This window comes from Pseudonocardia sp. CA-107938, from assembly GCF_050936315.1.
GTDB lineage: Bacteria > Actinomycetota > Actinomycetes > Mycobacteriales > Pseudonocardiaceae > Pseudonocardia.
Window position 1 is genome coordinate 357,516 of record NZ_JBNJNA010000001.1, and the last position, 15,912, is coordinate 373,427.

Annotated in this window: 15 protein-coding genes and 1 pseudogene; 5 read left to right on the top strand and 11 right to left on the bottom strand. The window is 73.3% G+C overall.

Annotated features, from left to right (window positions below; translation table 11 throughout):
- Positions 1–55: 55 nt before the first annotated feature.
- Together ACQEVB_RS01715 and ACQEVB_RS01720 are read right to left on the bottom strand one after the other, a co-directional pair.
- Positions 56–862 carry a reductase gene (locus tag ACQEVB_RS01715; RefSeq protein ID WP_432980716.1) on the bottom strand — a complete coding sequence of 269 codons (807 nt, stop codon included), beginning with the start codon at positions 860–862 and terminating at the stop codon, positions 56–58.
- 25 nt (positions 863–887) lie between these two features.
- Positions 888–1,091, bottom strand: a pseudogene (locus tag ACQEVB_RS01720) (NAD-dependent epimerase/dehydratase family protein); the annotation flags it as partial.
- Positions 1,092–1,159: 68 nt separating this feature from the next.
- On the opposite strand from ACQEVB_RS01720, the gene ACQEVB_RS01725 reads away from it, so the two are divergent.
- Positions 1,160–1,972 carry a hypothetical protein gene (locus ACQEVB_RS01725; protein WP_432963868.1) on the top strand — a complete coding sequence of 271 codons (813 nt, stop codon included), beginning with the start codon at positions 1,160–1,162 and terminating at the stop codon, positions 1,970–1,972.
- Here the strand turns inward: ACQEVB_RS01725 and ACQEVB_RS01730 are convergent.
- From ACQEVB_RS01730 to ACQEVB_RS01745, 4 genes are all read right to left on the bottom strand, one after another.
- On the bottom strand, positions 1,956–3,131 hold the full coding sequence (locus tag ACQEVB_RS01730) for an RNA polymerase sigma factor (protein WP_432963871.1): 1,176 nt from the start codon (positions 3,129–3,131) through the stop codon (positions 1,956–1,958). The genes ACQEVB_RS01725 and ACQEVB_RS01730 overlap by 17 nt on opposite strands.
- Positions 3,128–3,463: a YciI family protein gene (locus tag ACQEVB_RS01735; protein WP_432963874.1), complete on the bottom strand. Its 336-nt coding sequence runs from the start codon at positions 3,461–3,463 to the stop codon at positions 3,128–3,130. The genes ACQEVB_RS01730 and ACQEVB_RS01735 overlap by 4 nt, the downstream gene beginning before the upstream one ends.
- Complete coding sequence (locus ACQEVB_RS01740; protein WP_432963877.1) at positions 3,460–4,032, bottom strand: dihydrofolate reductase family protein; 573 nt, start codon at positions 4,030–4,032, stop codon at positions 3,460–3,462. The genes ACQEVB_RS01735 and ACQEVB_RS01740 overlap by 4 nt, the downstream gene beginning before the upstream one ends.
- A 248-nt stretch (positions 4,033–4,280) precedes the next feature.
- On the bottom strand, positions 4,281–5,030 hold the full coding sequence (locus tag ACQEVB_RS01745) for a helix-turn-helix domain-containing protein (protein WP_432963880.1): 750 nt from the start codon (positions 5,028–5,030) through the stop codon (positions 4,281–4,283).
- 65 nt (positions 5,031–5,095) lie between these two features.
- Here ACQEVB_RS01745 and ACQEVB_RS01750 point away from each other — a divergent pair, with 65 nt between their 5' ends.
- Complete coding sequence (locus ACQEVB_RS01750; RefSeq protein ID WP_432963883.1) at positions 5,096–6,442, top strand: MFS transporter; 1,347 nt, start codon at positions 5,096–5,098, stop codon at positions 6,440–6,442.
- Here ACQEVB_RS01750 and ACQEVB_RS01755 read toward each other — a convergent pair.
- Positions 6,432–8,873, bottom strand: a complete 2,442-nt coding sequence (locus ACQEVB_RS01755) for a valine--tRNA ligase (RefSeq protein ID WP_432963886.1) — start codon at positions 8,871–8,873, stop codon at positions 6,432–6,434. The genes ACQEVB_RS01750 and ACQEVB_RS01755 overlap by 11 nt on opposite strands.
- A 52-nt stretch (positions 8,874–8,925) precedes the next feature.
- Entirely contained in the window at positions 8,926–9,405 is a 480-nt protein-coding gene (locus tag ACQEVB_RS01760) for a hypothetical protein (RefSeq protein ID WP_432963889.1), read from the bottom strand.
- Positions 9,406–9,502: 97 nt separating this feature from the next.
- On the opposite strand from ACQEVB_RS01760, the gene ACQEVB_RS01765 reads away from it, so the two are divergent.
- Positions 9,503–10,099, top strand: a complete 597-nt coding sequence (locus ACQEVB_RS01765; protein WP_432963892.1) for a hypothetical protein — start codon at positions 9,503–9,505, stop codon at positions 10,097–10,099.
- Here the strand turns inward: ACQEVB_RS01765 and ACQEVB_RS01770 are convergent, their stop codons facing one another.
- Positions 10,100–11,146 carry an NAD(P)H-dependent flavin oxidoreductase gene (locus ACQEVB_RS01770; protein ID WP_432963894.1) on the bottom strand — a complete coding sequence of 349 codons (1,047 nt, stop codon included), beginning with the start codon at positions 11,144–11,146 and terminating at the stop codon, positions 10,100–10,102.
- A gap of 409 nt (positions 11,147–11,555) precedes the next feature.
- On the opposite strand from ACQEVB_RS01770, the gene ACQEVB_RS01775 reads away from it, so the two are divergent.
- Positions 11,556–12,782: a DUF222 domain-containing protein gene (locus ACQEVB_RS01775; protein WP_432963897.1), complete on the top strand. Its 1,227-nt coding sequence runs from the start codon at positions 11,556–11,558 to the stop codon at positions 12,780–12,782.
- Positions 12,783–13,027: 245 nt separating this feature from the next.
- On the opposite strand, the gene ACQEVB_RS01780 is transcribed toward ACQEVB_RS01775, so the two are convergent.
- On the bottom strand, positions 13,028–14,053 hold the full coding sequence (locus ACQEVB_RS01780) for an ABC transporter substrate-binding protein (RefSeq protein ID WP_432963900.1): 1,026 nt from the start codon (positions 14,051–14,053) through the stop codon (positions 13,028–13,030).
- 62 nt (positions 14,054–14,115) lie between these two features.
- Between ACQEVB_RS01780 and ACQEVB_RS01785 the strand changes: the two genes are divergently transcribed.
- Positions 14,116–14,550 (top strand): pyridoxamine 5'-phosphate oxidase family protein, encoded by a 435-nt coding sequence (locus ACQEVB_RS01785; protein ID WP_432963903.1) that lies wholly within the window; start codon positions 14,116–14,118, stop codon positions 14,548–14,550.
- On the opposite strand, the gene ACQEVB_RS01790 is transcribed toward ACQEVB_RS01785, so the two are convergent.
- Positions 14,551–15,888 carry an ABC1 kinase family protein gene (locus ACQEVB_RS01790; RefSeq protein ID WP_432963906.1) on the bottom strand — a complete coding sequence of 446 codons (1,338 nt, stop codon included), beginning with the start codon at positions 15,886–15,888 and terminating at the stop codon, positions 14,551–14,553.
- Between the last annotated feature and the right edge of the window lie 24 nt (positions 15,889–15,912).

Here is a 15,912-nt window from a genome sequence, read left to right on the forward strand (position 1 = left end):
GGCGATCAGGGCAGACGGTTGCCACTCGATCCTGTCGAGCGACCTCTTGCCGTGATCACCGAAGCTCAGCGGCGGCCGCCCACTCGTCCAGCAGCCGGCGCTCCTTCTCCGCCGGGAGACCGAAGGACGGGCTGCCGGGCGCGGGGCGGACCTCGCCGCCGCTCCGCAGCCACTCCCACGTGTCCTGCACGGTCTCCGCGAACGGGCGGGTGCGCAGGCCGGCGGCACGCGCCTGCGCGCCCGACACCGCCCAGAAACCCGCCGTGGTCGGCGCGTCCGGAATCCAGAACGGGAGCTCCGTCCAGGGCGCCGCGCCGTGCGACAGCAGGAACGCCTCGTCGATCCACACCGGATCGGCGGAAGCCCCGGTGGCCTGCACGCACGCGTCGACCAGCCCGCCCATCGTCGTGTTCGGCCCGTCGGCGACGGCGTTGTGCAGGCCGCCCGCCTTCGCCTCGACCTGGTCCAGCACGAACGCCGCGAGGTCCCGCGCGTCGATCAGCTGCAGGCCGCGGCCGGGATCACCCGGGGCCACCATCCGTCCGCCGGCGGCAGCGCGGGCGAGCCAGGCGGGCAGCTGGCCGAGGTTGTCGTGCGGCCCGACGATCGACCCGGCCCGCGCCACCAGGGCGGCGTCCCCGAACACCTGCTCGACGGCCAGCTCGCAGCCCCGTTTGTGGACGGCGAGCTTCGCGAGGTCGCTCGCATCGCCCTCCTGGTCCGCCCGCCCTGGCCAGGTCGGCGCCGACTCGTCCTGTCCCGGCGCCTCCCAGCTCCGGTAGACGGCCGTCGTGGAGACGAACGCGTAGGTGGGGGTCGCGTCGGCGAGCGCGCGAGCCGTGCGCAGGACGTGCCTCGGCACGACCCCACCCGGGGTCGACGACGGCGTCGAAGGTGCGGCCGGCGAGCTGCGCGAGGCCGTCGTCGCGTGACCTGTCCCCGCGCAGCGCCTCGACGCCGTCCGCGTCGGGGCCGGTCACGCCGCGGTTGAAGGTCGTGACGTCGTGCCCCCGGTCGAGGGCTTCGCGCACGGTCGCGCGCCCCACGAACGACGTCCCACCGATGATCAGCGCGCGCATGCCAGTCCCCATTCTTGACAACACTTGTTGTCGAGGCGACCATGGTGGAGGCCGTAAACAAGTGTTGTCAAGGAGCCGCCGTGCGAGGCCTGCCCGATGCGCAACGCGCCGAACTGACCGCCGCCGTCGAGCAGCTGGCGTGGACGACGGTGCGCACGACGCTCGACCTCCCTCCGGACGCCGGCCCGGACGTCGACCTTCCGGACGCCGAGCTGCGGAGCCGGTGGCTCGCCGCGGTCACCGCGCTGCTGGCCATCCGCGACAGCGCGGACCTGCTGGCCGGTTCGGCAGCGCTGTCCGCCGCCGAGCGCGGCGCCGACTACCCCGCCATCGGCGACGCGGCGGGCATGACGCGGCAGGGCGCCCGTCGCAAGTGGCCGGGACTGGCCGGCCTCAGCGACGTGCGCCAGCGCAAGATCGCCTGGTGGCAGCGCCACGGCGCCGAGTTCAGGGAGAGCGCCCGGGCGGTGCTGGCGTCGGACGGGCCGCGGCACGCGCTGCTGCGGGAACGGCTCGCCGACATCGAGCACGCCGACCCGGCTCAGCGGATGGACGCGTTCGACATGGCCCTGGTCGACGCCCACGCGGCGGCGATGAGCACCGTCCCTGGCGATCCCGCAGCAGAGCGGGCCAACGGGCTGCTCGCCGCGATGACGGCCGACGCCTACGCCGCCACCAGTCACGCGACGCCGTCGCTCGATCCACATCGGGCCTGCACCTCGGCCGCGTGCACGTCCGAGCCGCTCGTGGAGCTGTGGGGCACGGATCTCGGCGACCGACCCCTGCCGTTCTGCCGGGCCCACGCCGTCGCGGCGATGCAGCGCACGGGGATCCGGATCGTCGCCGCCTACGCGCCCGACGTCGCCCTGGACGTCTTCACCGAGGCGAGCTGAGGCCGTCCCGACGCTGCTCGAGGAAACGCCGCTCGGCATCGGTGGTGGTGAGCTCGATCGCCCGGTCGTACGCGGCCCGGGCAGCGGACGCGTCGCCGAGGCGGCGCAGCAGCTCGGCCCGGGTGGAGTGCAGGTAGCGGTAATTCCCCAGGTCCAGCGCGTCGACGACGGCGAGAGCCGCGGCAGGCCCGTCGGTCTCCGCGATCGCGACGGCGCGGTTGAGCGCGACCACCGCCGACCCGGTCTCCGCCAGGAGGGTGTCGTAGAGGCGGCGGACCTCGGACCAGTCGATCGGGTCCTCGGTCTGCAGCTCGGCGATCGCGGCCTGCAGCGCGTACGGGCCGCGGGCACCGCGAGCCAGCGCCAGGTCGAGCAGCTCCCGTCCCGCGCCGAGCTGCGCCCGGTTCCACAAGGCGCGGTCCTGCTCGGCGAGCGGCACGATCGCGCCGTCGCGGACGCGTGCCGCGCGCCGGGAGTCGTGCAGCAGCATGAGCGCCCGCAGCGCGGTGACCTGCGGTTGCGCCGGCAGGAGCTCGTCGAGCAGGCCGGCCAGCCGGATGGCCTCGGCGGCCAGATCGGCCCGGCCGTCGCCCCAGCCCTGGTTGAAGATCAGGTAGAGGACGGCGAGGACGGTGTCGAGCCGCCCGGGCAGCACCGCCTCGTCGGGCACCCGGAACGGGATGCCGGCGTCGCGGATCTTGGTGCGGGCGCGGGTGAGCCGCCGCTTCATCGTCTCCTCGGCGACGAGGAATGCCCGGGCGATCTCGTCCGTGTCCAGCCCGCCCACCGCGCGCAGGGTGAGCGCCACCCGCGCCTCGGGGGCCAGCGCCGGGTGGCAGCAGAGGAACACCAGCTCGAGGCGCTCGTCGGTGATCATCCCTACCTCCTCCGGCTCGTGCTCGACGGCTTCCGGCGGATCCAGGAGTCGCAGCTTCTCGGCGTGCCGCCGCTCGCGGCGCAGCAGGTCGATGGCCCGGTTGCGCGCGGTCGTGACCAGCCAGGCGCGCGGCACGTCCGGCACACCGTCGACGGGCCACCGCCGCGCCGCGATCGCGAACGCCTCCTGCGCCGCGTCCTCGGCGACGTGCAGGTCGCCGCAGAACCCGACGAGGGTCGCGACGATCCGCGACCACTCCTCGCGGAAGACCTGCTCGATCACCGGTAGTGCTCGGCCAGCGGCCGGACCTCCACGGAGCCGCCCATGCGGACGGCCGGGATGCGGGACGCCAGTTCGAGCGCCGAGTCCAGGTCGGGTGCCTCGATGAGGAAGAACCCGCCGAACACCTCCTTGGTGTCGGCGAAGGGCCCGTCGGTCAGCAGCCCGCCGGCGCGCATCGTCGTGGCCGTGGCGGCCGGCTGCAAGCGCTCCCCGTGCTGGACGCGCCCGTCGTCGCGCACCGCCAGGTACTCGGCGGTGATCGCCGCCCGCTGGGCGTCGTCGAGGCCGTCGTAGGCGCCGGGGCGCTCGTTGATCAGGAGTGCGTACCTCATCGGCCGCCCTTTCGCGCGTAGACCTGGCGCAGCGCACCCCCGCCCGCTTCCTCGCTCGACACCAGCTCCAGGTCGATGGGCGCGGTGGCGGCATCGAAGATCCGGTGCCCCTTGCCGACCACCAGCGGGAACACGACCAGCCGGAACTCGTCGACGAGATCGTGCGCGACCAGCTGGTCGACGACGCTACCGCTGCCGACCACGACCACGTCCTGGTGGCGGGCCCGCTCCCGCACGACGTCGAGGAGATCCCCGTCGAGCAGGGTCGAGTTGGCCCAGGCGCTGACGTCGGTGAGCGTGCGGGAGACGACGATCTTCTCCATGGCGGCGAGTGCGCGGGCGAAGTCGTCCTCGCGGCTGGCGAAGATCCCGCCCAGCAGCTCCCAGGTGGCGCGGCCGAGCACCTTCACCCCGGTCTGCAGCACGGTGCCCAGCCGGAACTTGTCGCCGGCGACGGCGTCGGGCCCGTAGCGGAACATCCAGCCCCCGTGCGGGGTGCCGTTGGAACCGTCGGGGTCCTCGGTGACCCCGTCGAGCGTGACGAACTCGCCGACGATGACCTTGGGCATGGTGTCCTCCTCCGTGGGGGTCGATTCACCAGGGGGACGAGCGGTCGTCGCGGCAGGGGACAGCTCAAGAATGTGAGCCGGATCACATCCGTCCTCCGAGCTCGGGATGCCGCTCCCCCGCGCGCGGAGGCCCGGACCTGCGCCGATGTGACCGGTGCGGGCATGCACCGCTCCCGAGTCACCGCAGGCCTGGGCGCGCGGCCGCGACGCTCGCCGCCGCGGGCGGCGTGCGTCCGACACCTGCAGGCTCAGACGTCCGCGATCCCGAGCCGCTCGGCGAGCATCCGGCGCCCGTCGTCGGTGACGGCGAGGGCCCTGCGGCGGCGCGTCGGCGCGAGCCAGCCCTGATCGATCAGCGCGCTGAGCAGCGTGGCGCCGAGGCGGCCGCCGAGGTGGTGGCGCTGCTCGCTCCAGTCGAGGCAGAAGCGCAGCAGCGGCCGGCGGGCGCCGTCGTTGCGCAGCGCGTCGACGTCGACGCCCAGCCCGGCGAGGACGGGACCGGCCGCAGGCCCGAGCCGGTACGGATGCGTGCGCAGGGGCGCGGAGATCGGGTCGTCGGGTCGGCGACGCGTGTCGGGCACGTCGTCGGTCGGTTCGAGGGCGCCCCGCTCGACGAGCGCCGCGGTGACGGCGACACCGGCGCGACCGGCGAGGTGATCGTAGCAGCTCCGGGCGTGCCGCAGCGCGGCTGCGTGGTTGTGTTCGCGCAGCGACCGGACCGGCCGCTGCGGTGCCAGCGCCATGAGCGCCTCGAGGGCCGCGGCGACCTGCCGGTTGGCGAGCCGGTGGTAGCGGTAGCGGCCGGAGCGCTCGACCTCGACGAGCCCGGCGTCGTGGAGCTGGGCCAGGTGCGCGCTGGCCGATGACGGCGAGACGCCTGCCTCGTCGGCGAGCACCGAGGCGGCGAGCGACCGCCCGTCGGCCAGCGCCGCGAGGATGCGGGCCCGCGCCGGCTCGGCGAACATCCGGGCGACCGCGGCGACGTCGTGGTCGGTCATGCCGTCGAGTGTCCCGCGCCGACGCTTCGGCCGCGGCTGAACTGTCCGCGGGCCAGACTCGAACGATGCAGAACCGTCCGACAGCGATCCTCGTCGTGATGTGCGCTGGCATGTTCCTGGTGCTCCTCGACGTCACCGTCGTCAACGTGGCGCTGCCGTCCATCGGCACCGACGTCGGCGCCGATGCCGCCGCGACCCAGTGGATCGTCGACGCCTACGCCGTGGCCATCGCGGCTCTGCTGCTCGCCTCCGGCACGCTCGGCGACCGGGTCGGCCACCGCCGCGTCGTCGTCGCGGGGCTGGTCGTGTTCGGCGCGGCGTCCGCCGCGTGCGGGCTCGCCCCGTCGACGGGCGTGCTGATCGCGGCCAGGGCCGCCCAGGGTGTGGGTGCGGCGCTGCTGCTGCCGGGCACGCTCGCCGTCGTCACCGACACGTTCCCCGACCGCGGCGCGCGCGCCCGTGCGCTGGGGATCTGGGCCGGGGTGTCGTCGCTCGCGCTGCCCGCCGGGCCGCTGCTCGGCGGCGGGCTGGTCAGCGCGGCCGGGTGGCGCTGGGTGTTCCTGGTGAACCTCCCGGTGGTGGCCGCCGCCGTGGTCGCGGTGCTGCGGCTCGTGCCGACCGGGAAGCGCCGCCCCGAGCGGCGCGCCGACCTGCCGGGGACCGCCCTCGCCGCGGCCGGGCTGGGTGCCGCCGTGTTCGCCGTCATCGACGTCGGGCACCACGGGTTCCAGGCCGCCGGGATCACGGCGCTGATCGTGGCACTGGGCTGCGCGACCGGGTTCGTGCTGCGCGAGGGCCGGGCGGACGACCCGATGGTGCCGCTCGGGGTCCTGCGCCGCCCGTCCTTCGCCGGTCCGAACGTCGCCGCCGGAACGATGAACCTGGTGCTCAACGGGTTCCTCTTCGTCACGACCCTGTTCCTGCAGCACGTCCTGCACGCCGACCCGCTCGCCGCCGGGATCGCGCTCCTGCCCATGTTCGTCCCGCTCGCGGTGCTCGCGCCCGTCGCGGGACGGGCGACCGCGCGGTGGGGCGCCCGGCCGCCGCTGGTCGTCGGCGCGCTGGTCGCCGCCGCCGGGGCCGCGTGGTTCGTCCGGGTCGATCCCGGCAGCGGCTACGCGGTCCTGCTGCCTGCGCTGCTCGGGCTCGGGATCGGCGCAGGGCTGTTCACCGCGCCGGTGGTGTCGGCGGCCGTCTCCGCCGTGCCCCCGGACCGGTCCGGCCTGGCCAGCGGCATCACCAACACCGCCCGCCAGGCCGGCACAGCACTAGGAGTCGCCGTGTTCGGCGCGGTCGCCGCCGCCACCGCGCCGGCCCCGCAGTTCGTCCAGGGGTTGCACGTGCTCGCCGTCGTCGGCGCGGTGGCGTGGCTCGCCGTCGCCGGGCTCGTCGCCGTGACCGTCAGACGATGACGGCCAGCGCGATCCCGGCGACCCCGCTGTCGTGCTCGGCGGGCCCGAACACGACCTGGTCGGCGCGGGCGGCCGCGCGCAGCGCCTCGGCGACCTCCGCGGCCAGCGTCCGGGCCGGGTCGGCCGGGGCGTCGAGCACCAGCGTCGCGATCCGCGCGTTGGCCGAGAGCCGCTCGCGGGAGCGCAGCACGCGCACCGCGTCCAGCATCGTGACCATCTGCTCGATCGCGCTGCGGTCCCCCACCCACGCCGGGTCCGGCTGCGGCCAGTCCGACACGTGGATGCTCGCGACACCCTCCGTCTCGGCGTAGAACCGCTGGTAGAGGTGCTCGGTGACGAACGGCGCGAAGGGCGCGAACAGGCCGAGCACCACGCGGTAGGCCGTCCAGAGCGTCCACCGGGCGCTGGCGCGATCGGCATCGGTGTGCCGTTCCGCATCGACGAACCGGTCCTTCACCATCTCGATGTACCGGTCGCACAGGATCGACCAGAAGAACCGGGACGCCGCCTTGTAGGCACCGGTGACGTCGAACCCGTCGAACGCCGCCGTGACCTGCTCGACGGTCTCGGCGAGGTGCGAGAGCAGCCACCGGTCGACGGCGGTGCACTCCGCCACCGGCAGGCTCGCCGGCTCGACCCCGTCCAGGTTGAGCTGGACGAAGCGCCCGACGTTCCACAGCTTGACCGCCAGCTTGCGGCCGGCCCGCACGTCCTTCTCCGAATAGCGCAGGTCGTGGCCGATCCGCGCCGAGGTGGCCCACAGGCGCAGCGCGTCGGCGCCGTAGCGGTCGATGACCTGGTCGGGCACGTAGCGGTTGAAGCCGTCGGCGGTCGTGGACTTCTCCAGGTCCCGCTTGGCGATCTTCTTGCCCTGCTCGTTCAGGCCCCAGCCGGAGATCATGACCGTGCGCCACGGCACGCGGCCGAACAGGAACTCCGACTGGACGACCGAGTAGAACAGCCAGGTACGGATGATCTCGAACGCCTGGACGCGCAGGCTCATCGGCGCAAGCGCAGGATCCGGCTCCCCGGTCGCCCACCCGTCGTTGATCTGCGGTGACAGCGACGACGTCATCCAGGTGTCCATGACGTCGCGCTCCGGCTCCAGGTCGGTGCCGCCGCAGTGCGGGCACGCGGCCGGGGCGTCGGTCAGCGGGTCGACCGGCAGCTGCTCCCGCTCCGCCAGGACGACCTCGGCACAGCTGCCGCAGTACCAGACCGGGAACGGGACGCCGTAGTGCCGCTGCCGGCTGATGTTCCAGTCCCACTTCAGCCCGTCGATCCAGTCCTCCAGCCTGCGCTTCATGAACGGCGGGATCCACGTCAGCTCGTCGGCGCGGGCGCGGAACCGGTCGCGGTGCTCCTGGACGGCGACGAACCACTGCGGGCGGATCTGGAACTCGACGGGCGTGAGGCAGCGCTCGTGGACGCCGACGACCTGCCGCAACGACGTGCTCTCCCCCAGCGCGCCCGCGTCCTTCAGCAGCTCGACGACGACGCTGCGCGCGTCCAGGACCGAGCGGCCGGCGAGCGGGCCGGCCAGCTCGTTCAGCCGCCCGTCGGGTTCGAGGACGATGCGCAGGTCGAGCTGGTCGCGACGCCACTTGGCGACGTCCTCCGCGTCGCCGAACGTGCAGACCATCATGAGGCCGGTGCCGAACGCCGGGTCGACCGACTCGTCGGCCCGGATCGGCACCTCGTGACCGAAGATCGGCACCCGGGCCGTGCCGCCGACGAGGTCGCGGTGGCGCTCGTCGGAGGGGTGGCAGTAGAGCGCGACGCAGCCGGGCAGCAGCTCCGGGCGGGTGGTGGCGATGACGAGCCCCTCCCCGAACGCGACCCGGTACATGCGGCCCTTGCGCTCGTGGTCCTCCACGTCGGCCTGCGCGAGGGAGGTGCGGCACTCGGGGCACCAGATGATCGGGTCGTTGCGGCGGCGGACCAGCCCGGCCTCGTGCAGGGTGACGAAGCCGGTCTGCGCGGTGCGCCGGCTGCGCTCGCCGATCGTCGAGTAGAGCAGCGACCAGTCGACCGACAGGCCGACCCGCCGCCACAGGTCCTCGTACCGTGCCGCGGTCGTCCGGGTCTCCGCCAGGCAGAGCTGCACGAACTCCGCGCGGGGCGTGTCGGCGGCCTTGATGCCGTACTTCTGCTCGACGTAGCGCTCGGTCGGCAGCCCGTTGTCGTCGAAGCCCATCGGGTAGAAGATCCGCTCGCCACGCATCCGCCGGTAGCGGACGACGAAGTCGGGCTGCGAGTAGCTCATCGCGTGCCCGACGTGCAGGTGCGACGCCGAGACGTACGGCGGCGGCGTGTCGACGCTGAATACGGGACCGGTGCCGGTGGGGTCGAAGCGGTAGATGCCGCGCTCCTCCCACAGGAGGCGCGCTTGCGTCTCGATGGCGGCGTGGTCGTACTCGTCTGCGTCCATGGTGGCGGCAGGTTAGCGTCGCAGCACAGCCTGTGACGTGCGATTTTCCTGCTCAGCGCTCGCGGGCGGCGCCGGCCGGCCACACCACGACGACGTCCATCCCGGCCTCCCGAGCCCGCCGCACGGCGTCGGCGGTGCCGCCGCGCCCGTCAGGAGGGGAGCCGTCCCAGACGGCGACGAGCCGCTGCACGTGCGCCAGCACATGATCGTTCGCGGCCTCGTAGGCGGCCCGGCACGACGCCGCGAACGGCATCGTCACGATCGAGCGGGCGGCCGCGACGAGCGCGTCGAAACCCGGCCGCTCGTGCGCGGCGACGCGTTCGGCGCGGTAGTCGGCGGCCGGCAGCACCACCTCGATCTCGCCGCCGGCGTCGAGGACGGTGCGGGCGAACACCCGGTCGGCCCCGCGAGCCAGGCAGGTCATGCCGAGCACCGGGCGGTCGATCCCGTCGAGCACGGAGCGGATGGCCGAGGCGACGACCGGTTCACTGTCCGCGGTGAGGTTCGAGTGCCCGGTGACGCCGATCCGCACGGTGGCCCTCCTGCCGACGTTGGCTGAAGTGCCCCAGCGTTGACGGGGTTGCCCGCGTCCACAACACCCGAAGGGAGAGGGTGGCAGGCTCGAGCTCATGACCGCGCCCATGCACGTGCCGCGCTTCTTCGTCCGCCAGCGCATCACCCTGATGGTGAACCGGTACGAGATCACCGCTGCGAACCCGGACGGGAGCGAGGGCGCCCTGCTCGCGTTCGCCGAGCAGAAGCGGATGAAGCTGAAGGAGGAGGTCGTCTTCTTCGCCGACACCGCCAAGACCCGGCCCGTGTTCTCCTTCAAGGCCCGGCAGCGCCTCGACGTGCGCGCAGAGCACGACGTCCGCGACGAGCACGGCACCCCCATCGGCTGGTTCAAGAAGGACTTCGGGAAGAGCCTGCTGCGCTCCACCTGGCACCTGTCCGGGCCTGGCTTCGACGCCGTCGGACAGGAACGGCGACCGGCGATCGCGATCCTCCGTCGCGTGTGGGACTTCATCCCCTACCTCGGCGACATCTGGGTGCCGTTCGTCTTCCACTTCGACTTCACCGACAAGGCGACCGGTCGGCCCGTCCTCAGCAGCGAGCGGAAGAAGACCATCCGCGACCGCTACGACGTCACCGTCCCCGACCCGCGCGTCGACTTCCGGCTCGCCGCAGCCATGGCGGTGGCGCTCGACGCGCTGCAGTCGCGCTGATCAGGGACCCAGCAGCGCCGTGGCGTCCTGCCACATCGTCGTCACGATCTCGCCGGCCGGCGCCACCTTGGCGAGCGCCGCGCTCTGCCCGGACCAGAAGTTGACGCGGTCGACGTCGCGTGGCGTGCCCGCCCGCCACTGCGCCACCAGCCGCCGCTGGTGCGGGTACGGCGCGGGTGGCGGGGCGTCCGGCGCCTCCCACGCGGCGACGTACGGGGTGCGGACCGCCCGGCCCAGCCGCCCCGAGTAGGCGCGCGTCGGCACCGTGCCCTCCGGCGCGAGGTCGGCCAACGCGGCCGACCACCGCTCGTCGATCCCCGCCTCCGGACTGCGCAGCAACGCCGTACCCACCTGCACCGCACTCGCGCCGAGGAGCAGCGCCGCCGCGACCCCGCGCCCGTTCGCGATGCCACCCGCGGCGATCACTGGCACCCGCAACCGGTCGGCCAGCCTCGGCACCAGCGCGAACAGGCCGACGACGGTGCGTTCGGCGTCGGCCGGATCGACGGTTCCGCGGTGCCCGCCGGCCTCCATGCCCTGCGCCACCACGGCGTCGGCGCCGGCATCCTCGGCCGCGAGCGCGTCGTCGAGGGTGGTGGCGACGGCGAACCAGGCGATGCCCGCGTCGTGCACGCGCCGCACGTAGTCCGCGTCGAACCTGCCCATGATCGACGAGACCACCGTCGGACGGGCCTCGAGCATCGCCTCGCACTGGTCTGTGAAGTCGGGAGCCGCAGGTGGCTCGGGACCCGGGTCGCCGAGAGTCGCGAGGAAGCGGGCGGCGTCGGCGACGCCCTCGTCGCTGGGGTCGTCGGGGATCCAGTTGTTCAGCTGGACGGGGCCCTCCGTTCCCGCGCGGAAGCGGCGCATCCAGTCCGCGATCTTGTCGGGGCCGTCCAGCAGCACGCCGTTCGCGCCCATCCCGCCTGCCTCGGCCACTGCGATCGACAGCTCCGGCGGGCACGCGCCGGCCATCGGGGCGGTGAGGATGGGCAGCCGCAGGTCGTAGCGGGCGCAGAACTCGGCTACTCGGGCTGGGATGGGCATGGGGGTGAGGGTAGGTGGTTGCGGTCGTTCGGTCTGGTTTCCGGGGCTCTGCCCCGGGCCCCGGCGCCTCCCTCCGGTGGAGCTTTTACGTGCCGGCTCCACCGTCGCTCGGTCGCCCTTCGGGATGCCACATCGCCGGTGGGGAGGCAAGCGATACCGCGGGCTTGCCTCCCCACCGGCGCTGCGGCCTTGCTGTGCACGCCCGACCGACGGTGGAGCCTCATTCGCGGGGATCCGGTGACTTCGCAGAGGTTCGGTGGTCCTCGCAGCAGTTCGAACCTCTGCGACGACGCCTCAGCTTCTGCGAGGATCCCCGATGCCGGCGGCGTGCTTGTCGCCCGGGGCTAAATGGTGTCTGACCTGCGATAATCGGCAGCAGTTCGAACCTGTGTTCGGGTAGAATCAAGGCATGACCGAGAACCCACTCGCCCAGGCCGCGAGCCTGATCGAGCAGGCGTTCACGGCCATTTCCGACAGCCCCGATCCCCTCGCCGCGCTCCTCGTTCTGGAGGGTGTGGCGCGCCAGGTCGACCGGGCGAAGGTCGCCGCTATCGCTGCCGTGGAGCGCGACGGCGTGTTGGCGGAGAAGGGCTACCGCACCACCCTTGCCGGGTTGAAGGATCTGCTCGGCTGGGACCACGACACCGCCCGCCGGCATGTCACCGTCGCCGAACACGTCGGGCCGCGGGTCGCGTTGGATGGCGAGCCGTTGGAGCCGGTGCTCCCGGCGACCGCGGCCGCGTTCACCGATGATGCGGCCACGATGCGGCATGTGGACACCATCGCCGCGCTGATGAACTCCCGGCCCGCGTCGCGGATCAGTCTCGCCGACCGGATCTCCATCGAGGCCAGCCTCGGTGAGGCCGCCCGCACCTTCACCCCGCGGGAAGTCCGGATCATGGGACTGGAGCTGCTCGCCGCCGCCGACGTGGACGGGCCGGAGCCGGATGAGCGGCCCGGCCGCAACGAACTGCAGATGGGTGCCAACGCTGATGGCAGCGGTTGGCTGCGTGGGCAGTTCGAGGACCCGTTGGCGTTCGCGGCGATCCGCACCGCGATCGAGGCCCGCACCCGGCCGACTCCCGAGAACCGGGGCACGACCGCGGCGGAGCGCAACGCGGCGGCCCTGGCGGAGATCTGCGGGTTCGCCCTCGACTTCGACGACACCGGCGAAGTCGCCGGAGAACGGCCTCGCCTGGTGGTCACCATCAACCTGACCGACCTGGAGAACCGGGCCCGCTCCGCCATGCTCGACACCGGCGGCCAGCTCACCCCCGGCCAACTGCGCCGCCTGGCCTGCGACGCCGGCATCCTCCCGGTGCTGCTGGACGAGCGCAGTGAACCGGTCGACATCGGCCGGGCCAGCCGCACCATCAGCCCCCGCCTGCGCCGTGCAGTTGCCGCCCGCGACGGCGGCTGCGCCCACCCCGGCTGCGACCGACCACCCTCCTGGTGCGAAGTCCACCACGTGATCGAGTGGCAACACGGCGGACCGACCGACCTACGCAACCTGGTCATGCTCTGCTGCCAACACCATGACCAAATCCACTCCACCGAGTGGCGCATCGACATGTCGTCCGGGAAACCGAGGTTCATCCCGCCACCCTGGATGACCGACCTCTGGGCCGCGCCATGACCAGGGCAGCACTGTGCCCAGCGCACGGTCTGAGGCTCCACCGTCGATCGGGCGTGCGCAGCAACGCCGCGCCGGTGGTCGGGGTGCAAACACGTCGTTTCGTTTGCGGCCCGGCCGCCGGTGTGGCATCCCGTCAGGGCGACCGATCGGCGGTGGAGCCGACCGCAGGTTTCCCGCTCCACCAGAGGAGGGCCGGGGTTCGGGGCGGAGCCCCGAGACACCACGGCATCCCGCAAGTTCAGGGGCTAGTTGGTGGCTGGGTCGCCGTCCAGCAGCGCGTCCAGCTTCGGGGGCAGGGCGTCGAGGAGGCCGGGGAGGCTCAGGACCGTGATGAAGCCGCCCATCGCGTCGAGGGCGGAGTCGCCGGTCGCGTCGATGTAGATGGCGCGGCCCTGGGTCGCGGCTCTGGTGGTGGCGTAGCTGGGGCTGGCCTTGATCTTCGCTTCCTGGCCGGGTTCGAACATGACCCAGATCAGGGCGTCGGCGTCGATCAGGTCGGGGCGTTCGAAGCTCACGTAGGCGCCGAAGTCGTCGCCGGAGAGCTTGTCGATCTCCGGGTTGACGGTGAGGCCGAGGTCGGTGAGCAGGCGGCCGCGCTGGTCCTTGGTGGCGTAGCCGTACCACTTGTCGGAGAACCAGCCCGCGGTGAGCGCGGTCCTGCCGGCGTACTGCGGGTGCACCGCCTTCACCTGGGCGATCTTGTCCTTGACGCCCTTGACCAGCGCCGCGGCCTCGGCCGGCTTGCCGAGGGCCTGGCCGATCACCTCGGTCTGGACGTCCCACGGGATCGCGTAGTTCGGCACGCCCGCCGGTTGGGCGATGGTCGGGGCGATGGCGCTGAGCTTGTCGTAGTCGCCCTGCTCGAGGCCGCCGTACAGGTCCAGGATCAGGTCGGGACGGTACGAGGCGACCTTCTCGAACTGGACGGTCTGCGAGCTCGGGATCACCGCCGGCAGCGGAGCCCCGTTCAGCTTCGCCGCCGCCCACGGGAAGAGGGCACCGGGCTTCTCGCCGTACCACTCCGACGTCGCGACGGGCACCGTGCCGAGCGCGAGCACGGCGTCCTGGTCGGTGTAGCCGAGGGTGACCACCCGGACCGGCTTGGCCGGGATCGTGGTGCTGCCGAACTTGTGCTGCACGGTCACCGGGAACGTCCCGCCCGCGGACGGCGACGCAGCCGGCGGCGCGGCCGCCCCGCCACATCCGGCCACCAGCAGCGCAGCGGCGGCGGCCACCGCGGCGAACGCGGTCCGCAGGCAAGATCGGGACATCGAGATCCTCTCCCAGGAGATCCAAGCAAGGCCAGCCTAACCAATCAGAGGAGAGTCCCCCTATGCCCCCACGCAGCGGCCCGGAGCGGCGCGCGAACGTGCTGGGCGCGCTCGCCCACCCCGTCACGGACTGCTGGGTGGCCACCGCGGGCACCGACGGCCCGCACCTCGTGCCGCTCACCCTCGCCTGGCTCGACGAGCGGATCGTGCTCGCGATGGCACCGAGCTCCCGCACCGCCCGCAACCTCACCGACAACGGCGTGGCCCGGCTCGGCATCGGCCCCACCCGCGACGTCGCCATGATCGACGCCGTCGTGGAACGCAGCATCGACGCGGCCGGCGAGCTGGCCGAGCGCTACGCCGCCGTCGCCGGGTGGGATCCACGGTCCCACCTGAACGTCCTCTTCGTCCTGCGCCCGGAACGGATCCAGGCCTGGCGGGAGGTCGACGAGCACCCCGGCCGCACCCTCATGCGCGACGGGACATGGCTGGTCTGATCAGGCGAAACCCGGCACCCACCGCTCGACGATCGCGCGCGCGGCGACGGTGACGTCGAGCTGGGCGAGGATGTTCATCCAGCCGCCCAGCACCCGCAGCACCAGCACGTGCTCGGCGGGCAGGTTGAGGGCGCGGGCGGTCTGGGTGAACGCGCGGTTGGTGGGGTTGGCCACGCGCGCGCCCTGGCGCGCCATCCAGGCCCGCGTGAAGTGGAACGCGGGCACGCGCAACGGGTCGGCGAGCGCCCCGATCCAGCGCAGCACGTCCGCCTCCTGCGCGCTGGGTGCCACGAAGCCCTCCCGCCGCAGCAACGCCATGAGCTGCTCCGACTCGCTGCGCGCGGTGTGCCGGAGGATCTCCACGAGCACCGGCGGGATGCCGTCGGGCAGCTGCGCGACCGCCCCGAAGTCGACCATGGCGAGCCGCCCGTCGGGTTGCACCATGAAGTTGCCGGGGTGCGGGTCGGCGTGCAGCAGGCCCAGCCGGCTCGGCGTGGAGAACATGGTCTCGATGATCGTGTGCGCCCAGCCGTCGCGACGGGCCTGCTCCGCGGCGTCCGCCGCCGGACGGCCGATGGAACGCCCCAGTGGCTCGCCCTCCACCCACCCCGTGACCAGCACCTTCGGCGCCGACGCCACCACCGCCGGCACCGAGACGGCCGGGTCGGCGGCGAACGCGGCCGCGAACGCGCGTTGCCGGTCGGCCTCCAGCCGGTAGTCGACCTCCTCCAGCATCCGCGCGCGCAGCTCCGCGATCAGGGCCTTCGCGTCGAGCCCCGAGAACACCGCGCCGACCAGGCGGGAGAACCGCTGCAGCTGGCGCAGGTCGGCGTCGAGCGCGACGTCGGCGCCCGGGTACTGCACCTTGACGGCGACGTCGCGGTCGGGCCGCCCGTCGCGCCCGCGCCACACGGCGCGGTGCACCTGCCCGATGCTGGCCGCCGCGACGGGCTCGTCGGCGAACTCGGCGAACCGCCCCCGCCAGCCGCTGCCCAGCTGCTCGGCGAGCATCCGGTGCACGTCGCGGACGGGCATGGGCGGGCCCGCGGTCTGCAGCTTCGCCAGCGCGTCGTGGTAGGGCCCGGCGAGCTCGGCGGGCACCATCGCGTCGTACACGGACAGCGCCTGGCCCAGCTTCATCGCGCCGCCCTTGAGCGTGCCCAGCACGGCGAACAGCTGCTCGGCGGTGCGCGCGGCAGCGGCCGCGGAGGCGTCCTCGTCCGGTCCGCGGACCAGCGAGCGACCCCAGCCGGCAACGGCCCGGCCAGCGATCGACAGCGGCAGCGACGCCAGCTGCGCGGACCGGCCGACACCCTGGGGGATCTCGTCGCGAGCCATAGGAAGATCAGGGTACGGACCGGA